Here is an 18174-nt window from a genome sequence, read left to right as displayed (position 1 = left end):
GCGCCTTTCCATCCGCCATCGGTACACCCCGCCCGCCAGCTCGAACGACGCGTCTAGGCAGGTCTCCTGGCTCCCGGATCATCGCGCCGCTTCCGCCTTCCCGGTTTGCGCAAACAGCAATCCAGTGGCCTGTTGGAGGCGGCACTCCCCGGTCACAGTTGCGGGGGCAGCAGATGGCTTGGGGACGCTCCCCGCACATCTTTCCCTCTTAGGTCTGCATTACACAGACAACCTATGACGTCGCCTGCCGGATAGGCGCAGAAGCAGAACCCCGCAAGAGCGAATATATTGGGCGCCAAGGATTTGTCGCAGGAATGCAGCGCGAGAAAATGCAGCGTAACGAAGCGTTTATCATACCATTTAACGCTGTCTTGCCGCTGTACCGCTAAGGGACAGTCACAATTTGCGCCTCGCAGCTGCATGGCGCCCGTGATACGCGCGCCGCGCGGTCGTTTAACCCGCAGCGTAAGACCACAAAGGACCGCTTTGACCGATAGTGCCCCCCTCTCTGCAATCGAACGCACTGCGCGGTTTCAGGCCCGTATGAGCCAGAAAAGCGCGGCCGCTGCGACGCCTTTGCGACAAAGGATGAGCACCGCGCAGTTGGCCGGGACAATCGCGGCAGGTATATCTGCCTTTACGGGGATACAACATAGCGGGCGGCGCGTTGCCGCGCTCGCCATTGCATTTGCTGTACCGGCGATGGCTGCCGCGGCGGAATGGGAAGCATCCGATACCGGCGAGCCTGCCGCCGGGCTCACCGCGAAAGTGGTTGCGATGCCGTTCGAGCAATCGGGCAATAGCTTTCCCGGGTCAGCGTTCTACTATCTCGAAGATGCGCCCCGTGCCGCGCTTGATCTGGACAACACCTCGCTGGCCGTGTTCGACATGTCCGGCACTGGCGAAAGCGAAGCAAGCGAATTGGCAGCGGCCAGCAATGCCGGGCCCGCAGCGCGCGCATTTATGGCGCGCGGTGCAGGCCTGAGCCAGGCCCGCGCGCTGCAATGCATGACCAATGCAATTTATTACGAGGCGGCAAGCGAAGCGACTGCCGGACAACGCGCGGTCGCGCAGGTCGTGCTGAACCGTGTCGCTCATCCAAGCTATCCCAACAGCGTATGCGGGGTGGTGTTCCAGGGATCAGAGCGGCGTACAGGCTGCCAGTTCTCCTTCACCTGCGATGGCAGCATGCAGCGCACACCAGGCAGCGGCGCATGGGCCAAGGCGCAGCGTGTTGCGCAGGATTCCCTGTCCGGTCAGGTGTACGAACCGGTCGGCCTGGCGACACATTACCACACCGTCTGGATCTATCCGTATTGGGCCCCCAGCCTCGATCATATCGGAACCATCGGCGCGCACCGGTTCTATAAATTTAACGGTTCGGCGGGTAAACCCTCCGCATTCCGCGCGCGCTATGCCGGTAATGAACCTGCAGCCCGCAGAAACAGCCGTTCAGCGAGCGGCGCCGTGGCCGGTGACGCATCCGCGCCCGATCCTCTGGAACTGGAGAAGGCATTTGAGGATGCGCGGCTGAAAGCCGTCGCTGAAACGCAGCGCAGCGCGCCAAAAGCCCCCGCCCCAGCCTATTCCGCCCAGATCCAGCAGCGCGGCGGTGACCAGATTTTCGAAGCGGAAAACCTGCCGCAAAGCGGCGGAGTGAGGCCGGAATATGCCAATAGCGGACGCTGGATCAATGATCCGGGAAAAACCCAGTAGGACCGGTAAAATCGTTACATAGCGATAGGTTAACGCCCATGAAACCCTAAGTCAGAACAAAGGCTTAGCACCGCCGGGCTATGGCGGGTTACAGTATTTTACACATCGAAAGACTTGCAAAGATATGACAATCCATTTCGCTGCAGCGCGTGGCTCAAACGGTAATAGCTCAAACGGTGATCGTGCGTTATCGCCGGTGGCGCGCGCACTGTCGCGCCGCCCGATACTGCGCGTGGCCAATGATAACGGCCAGCTTTCCAACGGGCTTGGCTGCAATAATCCATTAATGCAAGCGGCCTTGCGGCATTTTGCGCAGCACGGCCTGTCTGCCGCCAGCGAAGCGGCAAAATGCGCAGAAGATGCGTTTACGGCCGGCGACCGGGAAGCCTATGATTGGTGGATTGGTGTATGCCGCACATTGGACAAACGGATGGCTGCCGAAATTCAGCGCAAAAACGCGGTCGGTTAGCGCGGCTCGGATGACGCAGCGTTTTAACGCTGTTTCGGGCCCCCGAACCACATAATTTTTTGCCAATGTTACAACCGTAAATTCCTGTTAACCAAAAAGTGACGCCTGCGCTTTAGTGCCATCACCATGTTGAAGGGCATTACCTCAGGGACTGCACAGAAGCTCAGGTCCCGGATCAGGCGAACGGACCCGGTGTCAGAGCGTGTCCGGCGCATTTTGGTGCGAACGCTCTACACCCAGCCTGCCAGCCTGATCATCGGTGCCCTGAACGGCGTCGCCTCCAGCGGTTTGGTCGCCTTTCTCAGCGGTGAATTCTGGCTGTACGTTACGTCGGCAATCCTGTGCGGAATTGCCGTAAGCCGGATAATATCGGTACGCTCCTACCTGAGCGAGACCAGATCCTACACCACCAGAGCGATGGAACTTTCTTATGAAAAGGGTGCGCTCAGCTATGCCGCGATCCTGGGCGTCATTGCAGCGCAAACATTGTTGCTGGATATCAGCGCCCCGCTGGACGTGCTGATGATCGCCAACGCCATGTGTTACGGGGTTGGCATTTGCGCCCGCAACGCTGGCCGTCCGGCGATCGCTCTGGGTCAGCTGGGGCTTGTCGTTCTGCCGATATTCTGCGTCTCGCTCTATCTCGGATCGCTTCCTCTTCTGTTTCTTGCCGTGAATATGCTGCTTCTGCTGCCCGCGATGGCGTCGATCACTCTCAATGTTTTCAAGGTATTGCGCGATTCGATCAGCGCCGCGGAAACCAGTGCAGAGCTGGCGGAGAAGATGCGCGTTCTGGCACGAACCGACGTTGTGACCGGCCTCGCCAACCGGGCGGGCCTCAACCAGGATGTCATCGAAAAGCTCATGCATATCGAAGACGGCCAAATGCTGGCATTGTTCTGGATGGATCTCGACCGGTTCAAGGAAGTGAACGATCTGCTTGGGCATCCGGTCGGTGACCGCATTCTGCTTGAAGTCGCCAACCGATTAAATGCCGTGGCGCCGCAGCATGCCACGATATCGCGCTTTGGCGGCGACGAATTTATCATTTTTTGCGAAGTAGCCGACCGCAAGGAAAGCGAACGTCTCGCCAGCAAAGTCCACGCTGAAATCATGCGCCCGATGCGTATTGACGGTGAGCGGCTGGAGATCGGCGCGTCCATCGGTATCGCTCTGCTGCCCGACGATGGCGGCGATGCCGATGCGCTGATGCAGAATGCCGATCTGGCATTATATCATGCCAAGGTTAATGGCCGCCGCCAGTCCTGTTTCTATGACGCGACGATGAGCCGCGATCTGGTCCGTCGCCGTGAAATTGAGGCAGAGCTGCGCTATGCTATCGTCAAGGACGAACTTTCGATCTTCTTTCAGCCGATTATTGATCTGGAAACCGGCCGGATCAAAACATTCGAGGCATTGGTCCGCTGGTTCCACCCTGAGAAGGGAGAGCTGAAACCGGATGAATTTATCCCGGTCGCCGAGGAAACGGGCGTGATCGTGACGCTGGGCAACTGGATAACGGCACATGCCGCAAAAGCCGCCGCGCAATGGCCCGATGATGTGACCCTGGCAGTCAATCTGTCCCCGCTTCAAATCAAAGCGCCCGGTGCAACGCTGGGTATTATCAATGCGCTGCGCGAAGCAGGTCTCGACCCCTCGCGTCTGGAACTGGAGGTGACAGAGAGCCTGTTCCTCGAGGATAACGGCGCAACCGAACATTTCATGAAAGAACTGTCGGCAATTGGCGTGCGGTTCGCGCTCGATGATTTTGGGACCGGCTATTCCTCGCTCGGCTATATCCAGAAATACCCCTTCAGCAAGATCAAGGTCGATCGCAGCTTCGTTTCCGGGCCCAATGTCGGAAAGACAACCGATGCGATTATCCACGCCGTGGCAGAGCTTGGCTCTAAACTTGAAATGGATATTGTGGCCGAGGGTCTGGAAACGATCGGGCAGGTCCGCAGCGTGCGCGAAGCAGGGTGCACGTTGGGTCAAGGCTTCTATTTCAGCCGCGCCGTCCCCGATTATCTGGCCGCTATGCTGCTGGCGCAGGAAGATGGCGACATGCAGAAGCACGCCGTCGGTTGACGGCGCCGGGCCACATTACGCGCGGCAGGCGTACGGCAATACGTAAAATCACGCTCCCTAAGTAAAATCACGCTCCCTAAATGCAATTGCGAACTATTTGCAAAGATAGTTTGTTGCGCGCAGGGCTTTGCGGTTGCAATCCCCCCTGGACCCGCTTAATTCCCCCGCAAACGCCGGGTGTGCTTTGTCGCGGGACGATGGGTGCGCCAGTTTGGCAGGCTTCAACGGGTCCCGCGTGCACAAAAGGACTATTGCACTTATGGCCAACACTGGACGTAACAAGATTGCGCTGATCGGCTCCGGCATGATCGGCGGCACGCTCGCCCACCTCGCCGCGAAGAAGGAAATGGGCGATATCGTCCTGTTCGACATTGCCGAGGGTATGCCGCAGGGCAAGGCACTTGATCTTAGCCAGTGTGGCCCGGTCGAGGGGTTTGACGCAAAAATTACCGGCTCCAATGATTACGCCGATATTGCTGGCGCGGATGTTATCATCGTGACCGCCGGCGTGCCGCGCAAACCGGGTATGAGCCGCGATGATTTGCTCGGTATCAATCTGAAAGTTATGAAAGCGGTTGGCGAAGGCATTAAGAATAACGCGCCCGACGCTTTCGTGATCTGCATCACCAACCCATTGGATGCGATGGTATGGGCATTGCGTGAATTTTCCGGCCTGCCGCATAACAAAGTGGTTGGCATGGCAGGCGTGCTGGACTCCGCGCGTTTCGCGACCTTCCTTGCATGGGAGTTTGATGTTTCGGTGAAGGACGTGAACGCCTTTGTGCTCGGCGGCCATGGCGACACTATGGTCCCCGTCCTGTCCTATTCCACCATCAACGGCATTCCGGTGAAGGATATGGCCAAGATCAAGGGCATTTCCGAAGACCGCCTCGACGCGATCGTCCAGCGCACCCGCGCTGGCGGCGGTGAGATCGTGAAACTCCTCGGCAATGGCTCGGCATATTACGCGCCGGCTACCTCGGCGATTTCGATGGCCGAAGCCTATCTCGGCGATCAAAAACGCATCCTGCCATCAGCCTCCTATGTTGAGGGCAAATACGGCCTTGATGGCCTCTATGTCGGCGTTCCGACAGTAATCGGCGCGGGCGGCACCGAAGACGTTGTCGAAATCGAACTCACCGAGGAAGAGAAAACCAACCTCAAAGTCAGCACCGACGCGGTCGAGGAACTGCTTGCGGCGTGTAAGGCGCTGGATAGCTCGCTGGCGTGATGGTTTTGTCAGGCTACCCAAAGCGCGTTAAGCCCTCCACTCTTAAAGACAGCAGGTGGATCATCGGATTAGCCGGAGTGGTCGCGTTCGTGCTCGCATGGGTGTGTGCATGGTTCCGACCTTTTCTAGTACCGGCTCTTCTCGCCGGGCCAGTGTGCACATTGCTGGTGGATAGAAGAAATCGGCGGCATTGGTTGCCGTTGGCACTGTTTCAAATTGCAATAATTGTCGCGGCCTCATTCGCCGTTTGGCTTATTAGATAATCGAAGGATTTCAGAAGAATGTCCATTCTCATCAACAAAGACACCAAAGTTATAACGCAAGGGATGACCGGCAATACGGGTACATTCCACACGCAGCAGGCGCTTGATTATGGCAGCCAGATGGTTGCGGGTGTCACACCGGGCAAAGGCGGCACCGAACATATTGGCGTGCCGCAGTTTAACACAGTGCGCGAAGCGGTTGCGGAAACCGGCGCAACCGCATCTTGCATTTATGTGCCGCCGCCTTTTGCTGGTGACGCGATTTGCGAGGCTATCGATGCGGAGGTCGCGCTGATCATTGCAATCACCGAAGGCATTCCCGTGCTCGATATGGTCAAAGTAAAGGCCGCGCTGGAGGGGTCCAAATCGCGCCTGATCGGCCCGAACTGCCCCGGCGTTCTGACGCCGAACGAGTGCAAGATTGGCATTATGCCGGGCAAAATCTTCCAGAAGGGTTCGGTAGGCGTTGTCTCGCGTTCGGGCACGCTCACCTATGAAGCTGTGCACCAGACCACGATGGTTGGCCTTGGCCAGACCACAGCGGTCGGCATTGGCGGCGACCCCGTAAACGGTACCAACTTTATCGACGTGCTCGACCTGTTTCTCGATGATGAGGACACCAAATCGATGATCATGATCGGCGAGATTGGCGGCAGTGCAGAGGAAGAAGCGGCTGAATTTCTCAAGCAGGAAGCCGCCAGGGGCCGCAGCAAGCCAACCGTTGGCTTTATCGCTGGCCGTACAGCGCCTCCGGGCCGCCGTATGGGCCATGCCGGTGCGATTGTCTCGGGCGGCAAAGGCGGCGCGGACGATAAAATCGCGGCGATGGAGGCTGCGGGTATCCGCGTCTCGCCTTCGCCCAGCGAACTGGGCACTACGCTTGACGCGATGCTGAAGGAAATGGCCTAAGATCAGATTGGCGGGTGCTGGCAGAAAAGCTGGCCCCGCCTTCCCGCTCTCACCGCATCGGCGCAAACTCCCCGGGGACAAACCCATGAACAAGCCCTCCTCCACTCTCATTCCCGAAATGCCCGATCAGGAAGGCGCGCAGCCCGGCCCGTCCTGGGCCAACACCGCCTGGCTGAACGAGGTAAGCGGTTCTGGTGAAGATCTCGCCCAGGCGATGGATCCCACGCAGATGACGCTAGACCAGCTGCGGGACACGGTAGGAGCAGCGGCAAAACAGGCGGGCAAGCCGCTCGATAAAGATGCACTGCAATATGCGGCTGATATCTCCAACAAGGCGATGACGCTGGTCCGGCTGTACCGTGTGCGCGGGCATTTGGGCGCGCAGCTTGACCCGCTCGGCTTGTCAAATCACGGGGAAATCGAAGACCTTACACTCGCATTTCATGGCCTCGCCGGAATGGAGGACGAGGATGTCTATGTCAGCGATGTTCTTGGCCTTGAATGGACCACGATCGGCAAGCTCTATACGCGGCTGCGCGAGGTATATTGCGGCAATGTCGGGCTGGAATATATGCATATCGCCGATACCGAGGAACGGCGCTTTCTGCAGGACAAGTTTGAAAGCCCCGGCGAAACCATCCAGTTCAGCCCGGAAGGCAAGAAAGCCATTCTGGGGGCAGTGATCCGCGGCGAACAGTATGAGGCGTTTCTCGGCAAGAAATATGTCGGCACCAAACGTTTCGGTTTGGACGGCGGTGAAAGCATGATCCCGGCGCTGGAGGCCGTTATCAAGCATGGCGGCCAGTTGGGCGTGCGCGAGATCATATACGGCATGGCGCATCGCGGGCGTTTGAACGTGCTCGCCAATGTCATGGCCAAACCGTATAAGGTGATCTTCCACGAATTTTCCGGCGGCAGCGCCAGTCCCGAGGATGTCGGCGGATCTGGCGATGTAAAATATCACCTCGGCACCAGTACCGACCGCGCCTTTGACGATATCGAAGTGCATATGTCGCTGGTCCCCAACCCCAGCCATTTGGAGGCGGTCAACCCCGTTGTGCTCGGCAAAGTCCGCGCGCAGCAGGCGATCCGCGATGATCTGGATGCCCATGCAGAAGTGCTGCCGGTGCTGATCCACGGTGATGCAGCCTTTGCGGGGCAAGGCGTGGTGTGGGAATGTCTCGGCCTGTCGGGGGTGCGCGGTTATGATACCGGAGGCTGCATCCACTTTATCATCAACAACCAAATCGGCTTCACCACCAGCCCGAAATTCGCGCGCAACAGCCCTTACCCGTCCGATGTGGCGAAAGGCGTTCAGGCGCCGATCCTGCATGTAAACGGCGATGATCCCGAAGCGGTGACATTCGCGTGCAAGCTGGCGGTGGAATATCGCCAGAAATTCGGCCGCGATGTGGTGATCGATATGTGGTGCTATCGCCGGTTTGGTCACAATGAAGGGGATGAACCCAAATTTACCCAGCCGCTGATGTATGATGCGATCCGCGGGCACCCCAAAGTCAGCAAAGTCTATCAGGACCGCCTGATTGCCGAAGGCGAGATCGAGGAAGGTTTCGCCGACGGCCTGGTCCGCGAATTCACCGACTTGCTGGAAGAGGAATTTCAGGCCGCCAAAAGCTATCAGGCGAACGATGCCGATTGGTTTGCTGGCCGGTGGAGCGGGCTGCACAAACCCGCCGATGCGGAAAGTGCGCCGCGTAACGTCGAGAGCGCCGTTTCGGACAAGCTGTTCGATAGTCTGGGACGCACTCTTACGACCGTACCAGATGATATGACGATCCATAAAACGCTTGGCCGTGTGCTGAGCGCCAAAGCTGAAATGTTTGACGCGGGTGAAGGCTTCGACTGGGCCACCGCAGAAGCCCTGGCCTTTGGCAGCCTGGTGACGGAAGGCTACGGTGTGCGGTTGTCGGGCCAGGATAGCGGGCGCGGCACATTCAGCCAGCGGCATGCGGTATGGATCGACCAGACCAATGAGCAGAAATATATCCCGCTCTCCACACTGCCGCACGGCAAGTTCGAGGTGTATGACAGTACGCTCTCGGAATATGGTGTGCTGGGATATGAATATGGCTTCGCGATGGCGGACCCCAAAACACTGGTTCTGTGGGAAGCGCAATTTGGTGATTTTGCCAATGGCGCGCAGATCATGATCGATCAGTTCATCGCCAGCGGTGAAGCCAAATGGTTGCGCGCCAACGGCCTCGTCATGTTGCTGCCGCATGGCTATGAGGGTCAGGGGCCGGAGCATTCCAGCGCGCGGCTTGAACGCTTTTTGCAACTTTGCGCTGATGATAATATCCAGGTGTGCAACATCACCGAACCGGCCAATTACTTCCATGTGCTGCGCCGCCAGATGCTGCGCTCTTTCCGTAAGCCTCTGATCATCATGACGCCGAAAAGTCTGCTGCGGCATCCGATGGCGAAGAGCGCCACGGCTGATTTCACCGGTGACAGCCAGTTCCGCCGCATCGTGTCCGATCGGACAGAGATTGATGACGATAAAATTCGCCGTCTGGTGCTGTGTTCGGGCAAGATTGCTTACGATCTGATTGAGAAACGCGATGCCGAGAAGATCGATGACATCTCGATAGTCCGTATCGAACAGCTTTATCCCTTCCCGGGCAATCCCCTGGCCAGACGGATCAAGCGGATGGCCAATTTGCAGGACATCGTCTGGTGTCAGGAAGAACCGCAGAACAATGGCGCCTGGTCATTTGTTGACCGGCTGATTGAAGAAGCGGCGGCGGCTGCAGGAAAAACCCTGCGTCCGGTCTATGCGGGCCGCGATGCGGCAGCCTCCCCGGCAACCGGCCTCGCGCGGCGCCATCAAGAACAGCAGGAAGCACTTGTCGCTGATGCTCTCGATCTCACCCCTAACTCTTGTGCCAAGAAGGCCTAAGGAATTACATCATGGCCACTGAAATCACCGTTCCCGTTCTGGGCGAATCTGTCACTGAAGGTACGATTGGCGAATGGCTGAAGCAGCCCGGCGATACCGTCGCGGTTGATGAGCCCATTGCCAGCCTGGAAACCGACAAGGTTGCGATCGAAGTACCTTCCTCCGTCGCGGGCGTGATGAGTGAGCACAAAGCGGCGGTGGGCGATACTGTGGAAGTCGGCGCGGTTATCGCCATCGTTGAGGCGGGCGGCTCTGCCGCTGCTGCACCCGCCACGCCGCAGCCCGCGGCCAAAACCGCCACATCTGCCCCCAGTGCGAGCGCGAGCAGTCCCGACAATGCACAAACACTCTCGCCAGCGGTGCGCCGCGCTGTGCTGGAACACGGCATCGACCCCTCAACCGTCAAAGGCACCGGCAAGGATGGCCGCCTGACCAAGGAAGACGTGATCGCAGCTGCCAGGGCCAAAGGCGACGCGCCGGCGCCGGCATCAGATGCATCCGCTGCGTCAGCCCCGGCCGCCATGCCTGCGCCAGCTCCTGCTGGCGATCGCGGCACCGAACGGGTGCGGATGACACGGCTGCGCCAGACGATCGCCAAACGGCTGAAAGGCGCGCAGGAAGACGCCGCGCTGCTGACCACATTCAACGATGTGGATATGTCCGCCGTAATCGAAGCGCGGAGCAAGTATAAAGACCTGTTTGCGAAAAAGCATAATATCAAGCTTGGTTTTATGGGCTTTTTTGCCAAGGCTGCGCATCTCGCACTGAAAGACGTGCCGAGCGTCAATGCGCAGATCGACGGCGATGAAATCGTCTATCACGATTATGTCGATATTTCGGTCGCTGTCAGTGCGCCAAATGGCCTCGTCGTGCCGGTTGTGCGCGATGTCGACAAGAAAGGCTTCGCCCAGATCGAGCAGGATATCGCCAATTACGGTAAGGCCGCGCGCGAGGGCACTTTGACGATGGCCGATATGACCGGCGGAACATTTACCATTTCCAATGGCGGCGTGTTTGGATCACTGATGTCCACCCCGATCATCAACCCGCCGCAAAGCGCCGTCCTGGGCCTTCACAGGATCGAAGACCGCGCGGTTGTGATAAATGGCGAGATTGTGGTCCGTCCGATGATGTATATCGCGCTGTCTTACGATCACCGCCTGATTGATGGCCGCGAAGCAGTGACTGCACTCAAGATCATCAAAGACGCAATCGAAGATCCGACCCGGATGCTGATCGACCTATAGGATACGAATAATGGCTGACCATTCATACGATTACGACTGCCTGGTTATTGGCGCTGGTCCGGGCGGCTATGTTGCTGCCATTCGTGCGGCGCAACTGGGCCTCAAAACCGCCTGCGTCGAAAGCCGCGCGACCTTGGGCGGAACCTGCCTCAATGTCGGCTGCATTCCTTCCAAGGCGCTGCTTCACGGCAGCGAACTGATGGATGAGGCGAATAATGGTCACATGGCGACATGGGGCCTGAAAGCGAGCGTCGAGCTCGATCTGGGCGCCATGATGGCGGAAAAGACCAAAGCAGTCGGCGAATTGACCGGCGGCATCGAATTCCTGTTCAAGAAAAACAAGGTCACCTGGATCAAGGGCCATGCGACGTTCAAGGATGGTCACAGCGTTACAGTTGGTGACGAAACGGTAACCGCAAAAGACATCATCATCGCCACCGGCTCCAGCGTGACACCGCTGCCGGGTGTCGATGTCGATAATGCTGCGGGCCGGATTGTCGATTCCACCGGCGCGCTCGAACTGACCGAAGTGCCCAAGCATCTGGTCGTTATTGGCGGCGGCGTGATCGGGCTGGAGCTTGGTTCGGTCTGGCGGCGTTTGGGCGCAAAAGTCACCGTGGTTGAATATCTCGACATGCTGCTGCCCGGAATGGACCGGGATGTCCGCAAGGAAGCGGGCAAAATTTTCAAGAAGCAGGGCATGGAGCTGATGCTGAACAGCAAGGTTACTGGCGCATCGGTGAAAGGCAAGACCGTTGCCCTCACCATAGAGCCAGCTGCTGGCGGTGACGCCCAGACCATCGAGGCAAGCCATGTGCTGGTATCAATCGGCCGCCGCCCCAACACCGTTTCGCTCGGCCTTGAAAATATCGGTATTGAACCAAACAAGCGCGGACAGATCGACGTGGATCATGATTTTCGTACCCCTGTTGATGGCGTGTGGGCAATCGGCGATGTCGTGCCCGGGCCGATGCTTGCCCATAAGGCCGAAGATGAAGGCATTGCCTGCGCAGAGAACGTCGCGGGCCTTACCGGCATTATCAATCACGCAGTCATTCCCGGCGTGGTCTATACCATGCCCGAATTCGCTGATGTTGGCATGACGGAGGACGAGGCGAAGGACGCCGGGCACACTGTCAAAATCGGCAAGTTCCCGATGATGGCCAATAGCCGCGCCAAGGCAAACCGCGACACGGACGGCTTTGTCAAAGTCATCGCCGATGCAGAGACTGACCGCGTTCTGGGCGTGCATATTGTCGCAAGCCTGGCCGGCACCATGATTGCGCAAGCCGCGCAGGCAATGGAGTTTGGCGCAACGTCTGAAGATATCGCCTATACCTGCCACGCCCACCCAACGCATGCAGAAGCCCTGAAAGAGGCAGCGATGGCAGTGCAAGGCAAGCCGATCCATACGTAATCAAGGCCCGGCGATGATGGTTCCGCACGGCGCGGATCTGGACTGCGTTGCCATTGCGCGCGCGATCGGTCAGATATTGCAATGCAGACGCGCGAATAAAGGACAAGGTCATGGCAGCACAAGACTGGATGCGGCACCTGGCGCGCTGGCATATCTGGCTTGGCTGGTTGGTCGGGATACCGATCGTCATGTGGACACTCAGCGGACTTGTCATGGTCGCGCGTCCCATAGAAGAGGTTCGCGGCGAGCATTTGCGCGAGCCGGTGGAAAAGGCCGCCCTGCCCGCCGACACCAATATCGCGATTGCTTTGCCTGAAGGGAGTGATCGCCCCGTTCGTTCGGTATCCACCATGATGGAGGGGCGCCAGCCGGTCACCACCATCACCTATATGAATGGTGCGATTGAACGGTTTGGGCCCGAAGGCACCCAATTGCCGTTAATTGGCGAAGTGCAAGCCCGGCTGATTGTGGCGCAGCGTATCAAGGGCGGCGATGCGGTTGCCGGTTCCACTTTCTTTTCAGCGGACAATGCGCCATTTGATTTCCGGCGCCCGATCGCATCGTGGCAGGTTGAACTGGAAGACGGCACGCATGTCTATATCAACCAGCAAACCGGCGAGATTGCGGCTGTTCGCACCCGCTGGTGGCGCATTTTCGATTTTATGTGGGGCCTCCATATCATGGACATCAGCGAGCGTGAGGATACATCGCACCCCATCCTGATTGCCTTTGCCGCACTGGCGCTGACGGGGTCGATATTTGGCTGCGTGCTGATGTTCAGGCGGCGGAAAGCGCGCGCGCATGCTTGAACCTGTCGCGATTTTGACCCCGGTCGTCGATATACTCGATCTTCTGGGCGTTGCGCTGTTTGCCTTATCGGGCGCATTATTGGCGGCGAAGGAACGCCAGACTTTCGTCACTATGGCATTTTTCGCGGTCGTGACCGGTGTGGGCGGAGGGACCATTCGTGATGTGCTGATTGATGCGCCGGTGTTCTGGGTCGCTGACGCATGGGTGGCTGCCATCTGTCTTGGCACAGCGGTCATCGCCTGGTTCACGCCAACACGGTGGTGGGATGGCAAGCTGCTTGATTTTGCCGATGGTCTGGGTCTGACTGCCTATGCGGTGCTTGGCGCATCCAAAGCGATGACATACGGTATTCCGCCTGTCCCGGCGATGATGATGGGCGTGATAACCGGCTGTGTCGGCGGGATTATCCGCGATGTTGTGGCGGGCCGCCCCTCGATCATCATGCGTCCGGAACTATACGTCACCGCCGCTGCGCTGTCTGCGACTTTATGCGTGGCTGGTACCGTGGCAGATTTACCCAACTACGTGACATGGTCGGTGGCAACAGCGGCAGGGTTTGCATTGCGAAGTGCCGCCATCAGCTTTAACTGGGCACTGCCCTATTACCGCGAAGGGCGCATCGGAATTAAAAATCCAAAACCGCCGCGCGGTGAAGCCGCTGTCGAGGATACGCCCGGCTAGACCCGTCCCGTTTTACCCGCCAAAACCATCTTCGTCATAATATTGGCCGTTCACTGGCCCGCCCGGATAGGCTGGCAAGGCGGTGTTGGGCACCTGCTCTATGCCTTGGCTATCGGCCTGACGGCGCATCTCTGCATAACGCTGCGCACTATATTGGCGGTCCGCGGTCTGCCCGCCATTATAGGCGCCGCTGAAAGCACCGGCGGAACCGCTGTAAGAAATATTGCTGACCTGCCCGTTATTGCCGATCTGACAGGCAAAAGCTTCACCATCATAAAGCCGTCCCGTGACGTTCCAGCCAGCACCGGTGCGGTCCACACTATCGACCCTATCCACGCGGACGTCACGTTCGATTTCCTGCAGACACATATCAACCGCACGGTCGAGCCCCTGTGACATATTGCGCCCGTTATCGGAGCGGCGCGGTTGGTAATCTCGCTGCTGCTGCGGATAGGTGCGTGTGCTGCGGCGCGGCTCTGACGCGGCGCTCGCAATGGCAGCAATGCCACCCAGAATCAGAACACCGGCGATGACATCACCGGCATCGACACCGCGATTGCGGTGATGTCGATACCGGCGATAGCGGTCAGCATTTTCGCTGGCCGCATCAAATGTATCAAATGCAGGCGGGGCGGCGGTTGGCGGCGCGACCGGCAGGTCTGTCGCCATCACAGGCGCAGCGGCGATAGACAGTGCGGCGGTCATCGCCGCCATCGAAGCGAGTGGTTTAACACGGGTCATTACAGTGCCTTTTAAGTGATGAATACGCAGCACAGGCCGCTGACTGATCGTAGGCGTAGGCGGTCCAGGCTTGCGTCAGCCTGAACCGCCCCGTGGGGGCAAAGCTGGTTCATGGTAGGCACCACCCGTCCAATTCAGCCCTTAACGCAGACCGCGAATACCGCGATAATCGATATCGAAGACCCGGCCCCGCGAGATGTCGCAGGTAAACCGCCCGCTATCACCGTTGTAACCACGGCGATTGTAACCGCGCGAACCGTCCACCACGATCTGCCCTTTTACGCGCCAGCCGTCACGGGTGCGGTTCACATCACGGATTTGCGTAACATTGGCATAACGGAAGCCATATCGCTGGGCATCGCGTTCTGCCGCATTGATGCATTTCTGAATGGCCCGCTCACCGTTACCGCGGCGATTATCATAACGGGCATTGTAACGGTTGTCGCCGCGATAGCGGTCACGGTTATTATTACCGCTCGACAGAATGGCAGCGATGCCCCCCAGTATGACAGCACCGGCAATAATTTCGCCTGCATCGACCCGGTCATGGCCGCGGTCACGGGCAAAGGCCGGTGCAGCAGAAGTCATTGCCAACGCGCCTGCGGCGACAGCAGCAACCGATTTCTTGGCCGTGGAAGTGGCAAGAGCCTTGGTAATGGTCTTCATAGTGAAGTTCCTCATATTTCGCCGGAGCACTGTGCCCCGGCTTCATATGCGGTTTAGACGATTCGCTATGCTAAGAGCCTGAATTGCCTTTGCAGCTTTTGTTCAGATTAAATCACACTTATCTGAACATAGTGTATTCAGGATTACTCGCCCGCATCGGCTGGGGCTTCGGTCGGGATCGCCATCACTGACAGATCAAGCCCTGTATGATGCGCCAGAAACGCGCCCACATCCGCCGCCTCTTCAATCGCTTTGTCGGTCGGCTTGCCCGATCCATGCCCGGCGCGGGTTTCGATCCGGATCAGATGCGGCTTGGTACCGATATTCGCGGCTTGCAGGGCAGCTGCATATTTGAAGCTATGGCCCGGGACAACGCGGTCGTCCGTATCCGCCGTTGTCACCAAGACTGCGGGGTAATCCGCGCCGTCCTGCACATTGTGATAGGGCGAATATGTGAGCAGCAAATTGAAATCGGCTTCTTTTGAAGGATAGCCGTAATCATCGACCCAGTACCGCCCGGCGGTGAAGCGGTCAAAGCGCAGCATGTCCATCACGCCAACCGCGGGATGCGCGGCATCGACCAGATCGGGGCGCTGGTTGGTCACTGCGCCGACCAGCAAGCCGCCATTGGATCCGCCTTCAATTGCCAGTCCGTCCGGCGTGGTGATACCGCTGGCTTTCAGATATTCGCCCGCAGCGATAAAATCATCGAATGTGTTCTGTTTGTTATCGCGGCGGCCGCCATCATGCCATGCTTTGCCATATTCGCCGCCGCCACGGATATTGGCGAGTGCATAGGCCCCGCCCGCATCCAGCCACGCAATGCGTGATGGGCTAAAGCCGGGCGTCAGCGAGATATTGAACCCGCCATAGCCATAGAGCAGCGTCGGCACCGCTTCGCCCGCTGCCGCTATATCGGCGCGGCGGACAAGAAACATCGGCACGCGCGTGCCGTCTTTCGAGGTATAGAATTTCTGTTCGACCGTGTAATCTTCCGGCTCGAAAGCCACGCGCGGGCGTTCCCACACCTCGCTTGCGCCGCTATCCAGATCATATCGGTAGATCGCGGTCGGCTGGTTAAAGCTGGAGAAGAAGTAGAACACTTCATTGTCATCGGCATCCCCGTCGAAACCGCCCGCGCTGCCGATGCCGGGCAAGTCAACCTTACGGATTTCGCTGCCATCAAGGCCGTAAATAGCGACTTCGCTTTTGACATCGACCAGATATTCAGCGACCAACTTGCCGCCAACCATCGATACGCTGTCCAGCTTGTTGGTGCTTTCCGGAATAATCACTTCGCGCGCCAGATCGTCGCTATCTACGTCAATCGCGACGACTTTTTGCAGCGGCGCATTTTCATTTGTTACAAAAAAGAAGCGCGATCCCTCATTTCCGATATAGCTGAAATTGCTTTCAAAACCGGGGATGATAATTCGCGCAGCGCGGTCTTCGCCCGCCAGGTCAATTAACGAAACTTCATACCGATCATCGGTGCCGCTCGATGAATAGGTGATCAGATAGGCGCCATCATCGCTGACGACGCCGACATTGTTCAGTTCCGGGCGGTCTGCCGTTTCAAACACGACCACATCTTCGGATTGCGGCGTACCAAGGCGGTGGAAATAGACTTTCTGATTGGTGTTGAGCGCCTGGAACGTTTCGCCTTCTTCCGTTACGGGGAAGCGGCTGTAATAAAAGCCGGAGCTGTCTTTGGCCCATTCCAACGCGGAAAATTTAATCCATTCTACCGCATCGCTCAGCTCTTCGCCGGTGGCAACATCCAGAACCTTGGCCGTGCGCCAGTCGCTGCCGCCATCTTGAATACCGTAAAGCAGTTTCGTGCCATCTTCATTCGGCACCCATCCCGCCAACGCAGTCGCGCCGTCTTTGGCCCACTGATTGGGATCGATCAGAACGCGCGCATCACCGGTCAAACCGTCACGGACATATAGCACGGCCTGGTTTTGCAGCCCGTCATTGCGGGTATAAAAATAGCGGCCACCCTTTTCGACCGGAATGCCGAAACGTTCGTAATTATACAATTCCTTGATCCGCGCCTCATAGGCTTCGCGGCCCGGCAGAACTGACAGATAGGATTGCGTCACATCGCTTTGCTCGGTCACCCAATTCGCGACATCCTCGCTGACACGAACGTCATCCTCCAGCCAGCGATAGGGGTCAGCCACCACATTGCCAAAAATCGTCTCAACAACATCACCGGTGGCAGTTTCAGGGTAAAGGGGCAAAGGGACCTCGTGTTCATCAGCTGCAAGCGGGCTGGATAGAGTCAAAGCTGCGGCAGATGCCGCAAGCAAAACAGAGCGAAAACGGGCACTAGAACGCATGGTACTCTCCGGTAATTTCGATAGTTAGCGATGTAATCACATCGCCCGATAATTCAACGCGGTTCCGCTGTAATGTCGCCCGCTCTCGCACGCGAATCGCGCGCGCAAACCAAAAAGGCCGGCAAGTTTCCCTGCCGGCCCCATCGGTGATTGGTACCAAACGCGCTTACGCGTCTTCGAAATCTACGTCATCATTGCCCATCGCCGGGCCGCTATCCTGGCCCTTGGCATCGACATCGCGGTCGACCAGTTCAATGATTGCCATCGGTGCCGCATCGCTGCCGCGCATGCCAGCCTTGATGATCCGGGTGTAACCACCGTCCCGGTCTGCATACCGCTCTGCCAGAACATCGAACAGCTTTTTGAGCTGGGTCTGATCGAGCAGACGGCTCTGCGCGAGGCGGCGATTGGACAGGCCGCCACGCTTCGCCAGCGTAATCAGCTTCTCAATATACGGGCGCAGTTCCTTCGCCTTGGGCAGCGTAGTGTGGATCTGCTCATGCTTGATCAGCGCCGCTGACAGGTTACGAAACAGAGCCTTACGGTGGCCTGTTTTACGGCTGAGAGTACGCTGTGATAGACCGTGACGCATAATATAATCCTTCGTGTTCGTTATGGACCCGTATCAGGTAGTCCGTAGCTGGCGGCGCTTTTCCGTTAGCGGGAGGCGC

At 58.1% G+C, this 18174-nt stretch carries 14 protein-coding genes and 1 riboswitch; of the genes, 10 read left to right on the top strand and 4 right to left on the bottom strand.

Annotated features, from left to right (window positions below; genetic code table 11):
* Window positions 1-39: 39 nt before the first annotated feature.
* Window positions 40-250, bottom strand: a riboswitch (cobalamin riboswitch).
* Window positions 251-486: 236 nt separating this feature from the next.
* The 10 genes from WA922_RS11770 (at window position 487) to WA922_RS11725 (ending at window position 13751) form a co-directional block, all read left to right on the top strand.
* A complete protein-coding gene (locus WA922_RS11770) occupies window positions 487-1716 on the top strand; it encodes a cell wall hydrolase (RefSeq protein WP_424771901.1) in 1230 nt (409 codons plus the stop codon).
* Window positions 1717-1840: 124 nt separating this feature from the next.
* The gene (locus WA922_RS11765; protein ID WP_424771900.1) at window positions 1841-2185 is read left to right on the top strand and encodes a hypothetical protein; all 345 of its coding nucleotides are present in this window, start codon (window positions 1841-1843) and stop codon (window positions 2183-2185) included.
* A gap of 192 nt (window positions 2186-2377) precedes the next feature.
* Window positions 2378-4273, top strand: coding sequence for a putative bifunctional diguanylate cyclase/phosphodiesterase (locus WA922_RS11760; protein WP_424771899.1), 1896 nt, complete (start codon window positions 2378-2380; stop codon window positions 4271-4273).
* A gap of 259 nt (window positions 4274-4532) precedes the next feature.
* On the top strand, window positions 4533-5504 hold the full coding sequence (gene mdh / locus WA922_RS11755; protein ID WP_424771898.1) for a malate dehydrogenase: 972 nt from the start codon (window positions 4533-4535) through the stop codon (window positions 5502-5504).
* A 281-nt stretch (window positions 5505-5785) separates the two neighbouring features.
* Window positions 5786-6676: a succinate--CoA ligase subunit alpha gene (gene sucD, locus WA922_RS11750; RefSeq protein ID WP_424771897.1), complete on the top strand. Its 891-nt coding sequence runs from the start codon at window positions 5786-5788 to the stop codon at window positions 6674-6676.
* Window positions 6677-6761: 85 nt separating this feature from the next.
* Window positions 6762-9596, top strand: a complete 2835-nt coding sequence (locus WA922_RS11745; RefSeq protein WP_424771896.1) for a 2-oxoglutarate dehydrogenase E1 component — start codon at window positions 6762-6764, stop codon at window positions 9594-9596.
* A gap of 11 nt (window positions 9597-9607) precedes the next feature.
* Entirely contained in the window at window positions 9608-10843 is a 1236-nt protein-coding gene (gene odhB, locus WA922_RS11740) for a 2-oxoglutarate dehydrogenase complex dihydrolipoyllysine-residue succinyltransferase (protein WP_424771895.1), read from the top strand.
* A 10-nt stretch (window positions 10844-10853) separates the two neighbouring features.
* Entirely contained in the window at window positions 10854-12260 is a 1407-nt protein-coding gene (gene lpdA, locus WA922_RS11735) for a dihydrolipoyl dehydrogenase (RefSeq protein ID WP_424771894.1), read from the top strand.
* A 110-nt stretch (window positions 12261-12370) separates the two neighbouring features.
* The gene (locus WA922_RS11730; RefSeq protein WP_424771893.1) at window positions 12371-13069 is read left to right on the top strand and encodes a PepSY domain-containing protein; all 699 of its coding nucleotides are present in this window, start codon (window positions 12371-12373) and stop codon (window positions 13067-13069) included.
* A complete protein-coding gene (locus WA922_RS11725; RefSeq protein ID WP_424771892.1) occupies window positions 13062-13751 on the top strand; it encodes a trimeric intracellular cation channel family protein in 690 nt (229 codons plus the stop codon). Before WA922_RS11730 ends, WA922_RS11725 begins: the two co-directional genes overlap by 8 nt.
* Window positions 13752-13763: 12 nt before the next feature.
* Here the strand turns inward: WA922_RS11725 and WA922_RS11720 are convergent, their stop codons facing one another.
* The 4 genes from WA922_RS11720 to rplQ form a co-directional block, all read right to left on the bottom strand.
* On the bottom strand, window positions 13764-14492 hold the full coding sequence (locus WA922_RS11720; RefSeq protein ID WP_424771891.1) for a hypothetical protein: 729 nt from the start codon (window positions 14490-14492) through the stop codon (window positions 13764-13766).
* A gap of 141 nt (window positions 14493-14633) precedes the next feature.
* A complete protein-coding gene (locus tag WA922_RS11715) occupies window positions 14634-15158 on the bottom strand; it encodes a hypothetical protein (protein WP_424771890.1) in 525 nt (174 codons plus the stop codon).
* 143 nt (window positions 15159-15301) lie between these two features.
* Window positions 15302-17503 (bottom strand): prolyl oligopeptidase family serine peptidase, encoded by a 2202-nt coding sequence (locus WA922_RS11710; RefSeq protein ID WP_424771889.1) that lies wholly within the window; start codon window positions 17501-17503, stop codon window positions 15302-15304.
* Between the two features lie 166 nt (window positions 17504-17669).
* Window positions 17670-18095 carry a 50S ribosomal protein L17 gene (gene rplQ, locus WA922_RS11705; RefSeq protein WP_424771888.1) on the bottom strand — a complete coding sequence of 142 codons (426 nt, stop codon included), beginning with the start codon at window positions 18093-18095 and terminating at the stop codon, window positions 17670-17672.
* Window positions 18096-18174 lie beyond the last annotated feature (79 nt).

Origin of the sequence: Pontixanthobacter sp. (genome assembly GCF_049682855.1) — a bacterium.
Lineage (GTDB): Bacteria > Pseudomonadota > Alphaproteobacteria > Sphingomonadales > Sphingomonadaceae > Pontixanthobacter.
Note: the sequence above shows the minus strand (reverse complement) of the source record. Positions and strands in the feature narration are given on the sequence as shown.

Coding starts and splice junctions, on each gene's coding strand:
- WA922_RS11725 (WP_424771892.1), top strand. CDS start 13,062: ATGCTTGAACCTGTCGCGATTTTGACCCCGGTCGTCGATATACTCGAT.
- WA922_RS11720 (WP_424771891.1), bottom strand. CDS start 14,492: ATGACCCGTGTTAAACCACTCGCTTCGATGGCGGCGATGACCGCCGCA.
- rplQ (WP_424771888.1), bottom strand. CDS start 18,095: ATGCGTCACGGTCTATCACAGCGTACTCTCAGCCGTAAAACAGGCCAC.
- WA922_RS11710 (WP_424771889.1), bottom strand. CDS start 17,503: ATGCGTTCTAGTGCCCGTTTTCGCTCTGTTTTGCTTGCGGCATCTGCC.
- WA922_RS11715 (WP_424771890.1), bottom strand. CDS start 15,158: ATGAAGACCATTACCAAGGCTCTTGCCACTTCCACGGCCAAGAAATCG.
- WA922_RS11765 (WP_424771900.1), top strand. CDS start 1,841: ATGACAATCCATTTCGCTGCAGCGCGTGGCTCAAACGGTAATAGCTCA.
- sucD (WP_424771897.1), top strand. CDS start 5,786: ATGTCCATTCTCATCAACAAAGACACCAAAGTTATAACGCAAGGGATG.
- lpdA (WP_424771894.1), top strand. CDS start 10,854: ATGGCTGACCATTCATACGATTACGACTGCCTGGTTATTGGCGCTGGT.
- WA922_RS11745 (WP_424771896.1), top strand. CDS start 6,762: ATGAACAAGCCCTCCTCCACTCTCATTCCCGAAATGCCCGATCAGGAA.
- mdh (WP_424771898.1), top strand. CDS start 4,533: ATGGCCAACACTGGACGTAACAAGATTGCGCTGATCGGCTCCGGCATG.
- odhB (WP_424771895.1), top strand. CDS start 9,608: ATGGCCACTGAAATCACCGTTCCCGTTCTGGGCGAATCTGTCACTGAA.
- WA922_RS11730 (WP_424771893.1), top strand. CDS start 12,371: ATGGCAGCACAAGACTGGATGCGGCACCTGGCGCGCTGGCATATCTGG.